The sequence below is a fragment of the Flavobacterium sp. genome (assembly GCF_043780635.1).
Taxonomy (GTDB): domain Bacteria; phylum Bacteroidota; class Bacteroidia; order Flavobacteriales; family Flavobacteriaceae; genus Flavobacterium.
In genome coordinates this window covers 1-6850 of the sequence record NZ_JAYWCK010000078.1, presented here as the reverse complement: position 1 = coordinate 6850, position 6850 = coordinate 1, and the positions used below count along the sequence as shown (strand labels likewise).

Annotated in this window: 8 protein-coding genes and 1 tRNA gene; 3 read left to right on the top strand and 6 right to left on the bottom strand. The window is 34.4% G+C overall.

Annotated features, from left to right (window positions below; translation table 11 throughout):
- Window positions 1-364: 364 nt before the first annotated feature.
- From ACH2BV_RS07685 to idi, 6 genes are all read right to left on the bottom strand, one after another.
- A tRNA-Thr gene (locus ACH2BV_RS07685) sits at window positions 365-438 on the bottom strand.
- A 74-nt stretch (window positions 439-512) separates the two neighbouring features.
- Window positions 513-782 carry a hypothetical protein gene (locus ACH2BV_RS07680; protein ID WP_143392012.1) on the bottom strand — a complete coding sequence of 90 codons (270 nt, stop codon included), beginning with the start codon at window positions 780-782 and terminating at the stop codon, window positions 513-515.
- A 57-nt stretch (window positions 783-839) separates the two neighbouring features.
- The gene (locus ACH2BV_RS07675) at window positions 840-1808 is read right to left on the bottom strand and encodes a type I phosphomannose isomerase catalytic subunit (RefSeq protein WP_395050142.1); all 969 of its coding nucleotides are present in this window, start codon (window positions 1806-1808) and stop codon (window positions 840-842) included.
- Window positions 1805-2266 carry a peroxiredoxin gene (locus tag ACH2BV_RS07670; RefSeq protein WP_395050141.1) on the bottom strand — a complete coding sequence of 154 codons (462 nt, stop codon included), beginning with the start codon at window positions 2264-2266 and terminating at the stop codon, window positions 1805-1807. Before ACH2BV_RS07670 ends, ACH2BV_RS07675 begins: the two co-directional genes overlap by 4 nt.
- On the bottom strand, window positions 2266-2676 hold the full coding sequence (locus ACH2BV_RS07665; protein WP_395050140.1) for a 6-pyruvoyl trahydropterin synthase family protein: 411 nt from the start codon (window positions 2674-2676) through the stop codon (window positions 2266-2268). Before ACH2BV_RS07665 ends, ACH2BV_RS07670 begins: the two co-directional genes overlap by 1 nt.
- Window positions 2677-2713: 37 nt before the next feature.
- On the bottom strand, window positions 2714-3241 hold the full coding sequence (gene idi, locus ACH2BV_RS07660) for an isopentenyl-diphosphate Delta-isomerase (protein ID WP_395050139.1): 528 nt from the start codon (window positions 3239-3241) through the stop codon (window positions 2714-2716).
- Window positions 3242-3501: 260 nt separating this feature from the next.
- Between idi and ACH2BV_RS07655 the strand changes: the two genes are divergently transcribed.
- From ACH2BV_RS07655 to ACH2BV_RS07645, 3 genes are all read left to right on the top strand, one after another.
- Window positions 3502-4617: a bifunctional methionine sulfoxide reductase B/A protein gene (locus ACH2BV_RS07655; RefSeq protein ID WP_395050138.1), complete on the top strand. Its 1116-nt coding sequence runs from the start codon at window positions 3502-3504 to the stop codon at window positions 4615-4617.
- Window positions 4618-4790: 173 nt separating this feature from the next.
- Window positions 4791-6017, top strand: coding sequence for a glycogen synthase (gene glgA, locus ACH2BV_RS07650; protein WP_395050137.1), 1227 nt, complete (start codon window positions 4791-4793; stop codon window positions 6015-6017).
- A gap of 141 nt (window positions 6018-6158) precedes the next feature.
- Window positions 6159-6734, top strand: coding sequence for a peptidylprolyl isomerase (locus ACH2BV_RS07645; protein ID WP_395050136.1), 576 nt, complete (start codon window positions 6159-6161; stop codon window positions 6732-6734).
- Window positions 6735-6850: the final 116 nt, after the last annotated feature.

Below are 6850 nucleotides of genomic sequence, written 5' to 3'. Positions count from 1 at the left end.
CGGATAAATGGAAAGCAATATACGAAGTTCTAAAAATAAAAAAGCACCCTTTTACCAAAAAATCCGTAGTACACAAACTGGAAAATAAAAATTATCAATATGCTATAAACAAAGGAAGTCCGGGATGATGAACTGCAACTTGGGTTAACCCTTGATTCGCATTCTCAATTAAAATTGTTCTCTTCTCGTCCCAGATTATTTCAAAACGAAAAAACCACCTAACTTTCGTTTGATGGTTTTATTAAAAAGCCGGCGGAGGGACTTCCCGATTTGCTTCGCTCGGGATATTCCGAAGCTTCGGGACTCGTCCCATTATTTTTCAAAATAAAAAAACCGCAAGCTATAAACTTACGGTTTTCGATTGAGCCGGCGGAGGGACTCGAACCCACGACCTGCTGATTACAAATCAGCTGCTCTAGCCAACTGAGCTACGCTGGCGACTCATTACTGTTGCAAATATAAGTCTGAATTTCAATTTTCCAAAAAAAATTAAACCTTTTTATTGACTTTTTTTACTGTAATTCGTTGATTTTAGCAATCAATTGATTAGCAGTTTGTTCCAATTCAACATTGATTTGTTTGAAGTGGGCTTTTTTATCTTCAACTTTTTTAGCGTTTACTTTTGTAATCAAAGTGTCAAAAGCTGCTATAGCTTCATCGATTAAAGCATTAGTTTCTGTTGTTGGTTTTCCTGTAGTAGAAATTTCAAACAAGTAAACCGCTTCAATAATATCTCCTAAAACGTAGTTGATGTCTTTTTTTAAATTCTTAACGTTTGCCATTTTATTTTTAATTTTAATTTGCGATTGCAAAAGTACATATAATCTTTCTATTACCGACTATGAAATATAAATTTCTAAAATCGAAGCTTTCCCATTGAGAATGAAAGAATTCAAGGCAGCAGGAATCAAAACAGTATCTCCCTTTTTATATTGAAATTTTGTATGGTTACTTTCTATTTCGAAATTACCGTCTACACACATATAAACCGTAAATGTTTTTCCGTTTTTATTCACTTCAACTTTTCCATCCAATGGAAGGAAATTAGTCTTGAAATAAGGGCAATCCAAAACAGCATTCGATTGATTTAAAGTTGTATTATAACTTTTTTTAGTCTCAATTTTATTGTAATTAATTGCTTCCAAAGCTAAATCAACGTGTAATTCCCTTGAATTTCCATGGCTATCAACTCGGTCAAAATCATACAAACGATAAGTAATGTCAGAAGTTTGTTGAATTTCGGCGATAACTAGTCCTGCTCCAATGGCATGAACGGTTCCGGTTTCCAAAAAGAAAACATCTCCCGTTTTAACTTTCACATCATCAAGAATAGAAAGCAGCGTTTTGTTTTTTAAATTTTCAAGATATTCATTCGCATTGGAATTCTCTTTAAATCCAACAATTATCCTTGCCTCTTTATCGGCTTGCATAACATACCACATTTCGGTTTTTCCAAAAGAATTATGTCGTTTTTTTGCCAACTCATCATTAGGATGCACTTGTATGGATAAATCTTCCCGAGCATCAAGATATTTGAAAAGTAGCGGAAATTGTTTTCCAAATCGTTTATAAACGTCTGTTCCTAATATGTCTTCCGGATTTGAATCAATTAATTCGTTGAGTGATTTTCCTGCCAGAATTCCATTAGAAACCACACTTACATCTCCTTCAACAGTAGATATTTCCCAACTTTCACCAGTAACTTTTGAGGTAATTGGTTTGTTTAGAACTGATTTCAACTTGGTTCCACCCCAAATTCTTTCTTTTAGAATGGGTTCAAACTGCAATGGGTATATATTAAATCTCATAATTTTACTAATTTTTTAATCATTTCTAATGCTCTCGGGATATGATTCGTCGCTACTAAGCTATCAAAAACCAATTGTATTATTCCATTTTTGTCCACTACATAAGTTACTCTACCGGGAAGCAAGCCAAATAAATTAGGTTTTACGCCAAAAAGGTTTCTAATTTTTTTATCCGAATCTGAAAGTAAAACAAAAGGTAACTTATATCTCTGAACAAATTTTTCGTGAGAAGCAATACTGTCACTGCTAATACCAATAACTTCGGCCCCCAAATCTTTAAAATCTTCGTATTGGTCTCGAAAACTACAAGCTTGTGCTGTGCAACCCGGCGTATTGTCTTTTGGATAAAAATATAATACAACTGGTTTTTTACCAATGATGGATTCGCTTTCAAAATCGTTGCCATCACTATCTTTTGCTGAAAAATTGGAGATCTTATCTCCCACATTTAGTCCCATTATTCTCCTTTATATGTTACAAAATTTCGCGGTGTTTCATATAAAACTACTTCTAAATCAAAATCCCGTTTTATTCTTTTTCTGATTTTATTCCAAATAACAACTACAATGTTTTCGGCAGTTGGATTTAGATTTTCAAATTCTGGAACATCAAGATTCAGATTTTTATGATCGAAAGGCTTTTCGACTTCTTCAAGAATTAAATCACTTAAATCCTTAATATCCATCACATAACCCGTTTCAGGATTAATTTTTCCCGTAACACTCACGATTAATTCATAGTTGTGCCCGTGAAAATTAGGATTATTGCATTTGCCAAAAACCGCATCATTTTGCTCGAAAGTCCAATCTTTTCGATACAATCGATGTGCGGCATTAAAATGGGCTTTTCTTGAAATGGTAACTCTCATTTTGAAGTTAGAGATTAGAGGTTAGAGGCTAGAAATCTTAAATTTTATGTTCTTCTAAAAAATGATAAAACTCATCAAAAATAATTTTAAACCAAATGGTGTAAATTTCTGGTTGAAACTGAATATCTTTTTGAACATCTTCGATACTCATCCATTTCCATTCTTCTACTTCTTCCTTATTTATTTTTGGCTCTTCATTATAATAGCCAATCATAACGTGATCGAGTTCGTGTTCAGTCAATCCATTATCAAAAGGTGCTTTATAAATAAAATGAAACAGTTCTTTCAAACCAGTTTTAAAACCCATTTCTTCAAATAACCTTCGACTTCCTGCCTGAATATTAGTTTCGCCTTCGCGCTGATGACTGCAACACGTATTCGTCCATAATAAAGGGGAATGGTATTTTTGACTGGCTCGTTGCTGGAGCATTATTTCATTTTTATCATTTAATACAAAAACTGAAAAAGCACGATGCAAAACTGCTTTTTCATGGGCTTCCAATTTAGGCATCAAACCTATTTGTTCATCCTTTTGATTTACTAATATTACGTTTTCTTCTTTCATATCTTTTTAAGCTTGTCAAAAATACAAAAAAAGAAATGGATTATGGGATTGTAGAAAGTTTGTGAAAAGTTTAACGAGCGTTTAATTACTGAATAGTTTAATTTTATACCCTGAAATATCGTCAGTCATAGCTTTGATTTTATTTTATTTAGCCACGAAAACAAAACGTTAAAAATTATCTAAAAATAATTCATTTGTAAAGTAAGCGACATTTTCATACTGAAACACCTTATACATTTGTTGTATAAAAAAATTTAAAAATGAAAACAAAAATCCAATTTCGAATCTTGCTATTCTTTGTCCCTTTATTCATGCTCCAAGCCTGTGGGCAAACAACAAAAAATCAAAACTTCACCCAAAAATCTTCAAGTATGGAAAATTCAATTAGTAAACCCGGAAACCCTTATTATTCAAATACCGACACTACGAAACTCAATATTACAGATGCTGAATGGAAAAAAGTACTACCCGCAGATTTGTACGCCGTTTCAAGAAATGCCGATACCGAAAGAGCTTTTACAGGAAAGCTTTGGAACTCTGATGCAAAAGGCACTTATTATTGTGCCGCTTGTGGCAATAAATTATTCAGATCCGACCAGAAATTTGCCAGTAGTTGCGGCTGGCCAAGCTTTTTTGAACAAGAAAACAAAAATAGCGTGGTTTACAAAGAAGACAATTCGTATGGAATGAAAAGAATTGAAGCACTTTGTGGCAGATGTGACGGTCATTTAGGACATCTTTTTGATGATGGACCTGCGCCAACAGGCAAAAGATATTGCATGAATTCAATAGCATTAGATTTTGTGCCGGATATAGTAATCACAGAAAATAAAAGCACAAGTAACTTAGAAACCATCACACTTGGTGGCGGATGTTACTGGTGTGTGGAAGCAGTTTACGAAAATTTAAAAGGTGTAAAATCAGTCGTTTCGGGATTTGCCGGAGGAAAAAATCCAAATCCAACTTATGAAGAAGTATGCACTGGAAGAACAGGCCATGCCGAAGTCGTGCAGATTACTTTTGACAAAACCGTTACTAATCTGGACGAAATTTTCAAGGTTTTCTTTACTGTACACGATCCGACTACTTTAAACCGTCAAGGGGCGGATGCAGGGACCCAATATCGTTCTGTAATTTTTTATGCAAACGAAGAACAAAAAAAAGAAGCCCATTCTATTATTGATCAATTAACTTCTGAAAAAGTATACAATAACCCTATAGTAACCACTTTGGAACCTTTAACCCAATTTTACAAAGCTGAGGATTATCATCAGAATTACTACGAAAACAATAAAAATCAACCCTATTGCCAGATGGTCATCCAACCAAAAATTGAAAAATTCGAAAAAATATTTAAAGACCGATTAAAAAAATAACAACAAAATTGATGATAAAAACCGGAAAGTGATTTTCGGTTTTTTTATATGTTGAAGGTTTTAAAATTTAGTAACTAATTCATATATTAGCTTTTGTAATAGATACGCGATATTTATTATATTTGATTTCCAAAAAGTTTGATTTTACCATCACAAAAACAAATCTCATCAAAATGAAAATAGCTCTTTTTTCCAATGAATTTCCACCCAATATATATGGTGGAGCTGGAGTACACATTGATTTTCTTAGCCAAGAATTAGCCAAATTAGGTAAAGTTGAAGTTCGTTGCTTTGGGGACCAATCTGTATATATTGATAATATGCACGTAAGCGGAATTAACTCTTCGCTTACTAAAATGGTTGATGAAAATAATCCGCACATCAAAATGTTTCATAACCTGAGTCGAAATGTAGAAATGTCCCAAGCCACACCAAAGGCTGATGTTATTCATTGCCATACTTGGTACACCCATCTCGCCGGGATTATGACTCGCGAATTACTGCAAGTGCCGCTAATCCTAACGACGCATAGTTTGGAAACCCATCGTCCTTGGAAAGTAGAACAATTAGGCAATGGTTATTTTCTTTCCCGTTGGATAGAGAATAGCGCTTATAATACTGCTGATGGAATTATTGCTGTAAGCGAACAAATGAAAGATGATGTCATCGAAGCTTATGGCGTCCATCCGGAAAAAGTTACCGTAATTCATAACGGAATTGATCCCGAATTTTACAAACCAACATTTGACAACAATTTGCTATTAGAATATGGCATAAATCCAAATATTCCTTTCGTGTTATTTGTGGGTCGCATCACGCGCCAAAAAGGAATTTCACAATTAATTGCTGCAGCGAAACATTTCAATAAAAACAGCCAAATTGTGCTTTGTGCCGGAGCCCCTGACACGAAAGAAATCGAGCTCGAAACTGAAGCCCTGATTGCCGATTTACGCAAAGAAAAAGAAGGCGTGATTTTAATCTCGGAAATGCTACCACGCGAAAAAATAAAAATATTGTATAGCCACGCCCGAGTGTTTGCCTGTCCTTCCTTATATGAACCTTTTGGCATCATCAACCTCGAAGCCATGGCTTGCGAAACTCCAGTTGTGGGAAGCCACGTAGGTGGTATTCCAGAAATTATTGTCGAAGGAGAATCAGGATATTTAGTGCCTCTTATAAGTGTTTCCAGAACCGATTTTAATCCGGCCAATCCAGAATTGTTCCAGAAAGCTTTTGCTGCCAAAATCAATATTTTATTAGACGACGAAGCCCTGGCAACCCGAATGGGAAAAGCTGGTCGAGAACGTGTTTTAAAAATATTCAGTTGGGAATCTATCGCCAAAACCACTTTTGATTATTACCAAACAGTGATTAATGGATTTGTGAAGGAGAAGGCTTGACATCAAAATTTTGCCCTAAATAAAAAAATATTTAAATTAAACAAATCAATTGAAATCCGAAGTCAGAAGACTTCGGATTCTTTTATTATCAACTCATGCTCCACTGAATTCCAGATTTAAAAATATATAATTTTTTAAACGATGAAAAAAATCACAATAATATTGATTGCATTGCTTTTTGCCATTACTAATCTTTGGTCACAAAAAAAACAAATTTGCATCATTAAAACTTCTTTGGGTGATATTACTGTGGAATTATATCCCAAAAAAGCTCCAATTACGGTTGCCAATTTTTTGAAATATGTAGATGCACATTTATATGACAACACCAGCTTTTTTCGTTCGGTAACTTTAAACAATCAAACAAAGGATTCCGTAAAAATTGAAGTAATTCAAGGTGGCGAAGTCGATTCAACAAAAGTTTTTGCAGCGATTCCTCTCGAAAGAACTTCAAAAACAGGTATCCTTCATAAAAACGGAGCTATTTCTATGGCGAGAGACATCCCTGATTCTGCCACTTGTAGTTTTTTTATTTGCATCAATGACCAGCCTTCTTTAGATTTTGGAGGTAAAAGAAACAAGGACGGACAAGGTTTTGCCGCTTTTGGGCAAGTTACCAAAGGAATGGATGTGGTCAAAAAAATTCAGCAACTTCATCCTGAACAGGATCAATATTTCAAACCCGAAGTGTTGATTTTGTCCATTAGACGGAAATAATAAAATAGCACAAAAACCGAGGGCACTGAAAAACATTGCTTATTTTGATTAGCGTTGTTTTCAGACAATAAAAAAGTACTTGTAACAGGATTTTAAAATCCTGTTACAAGCACTTT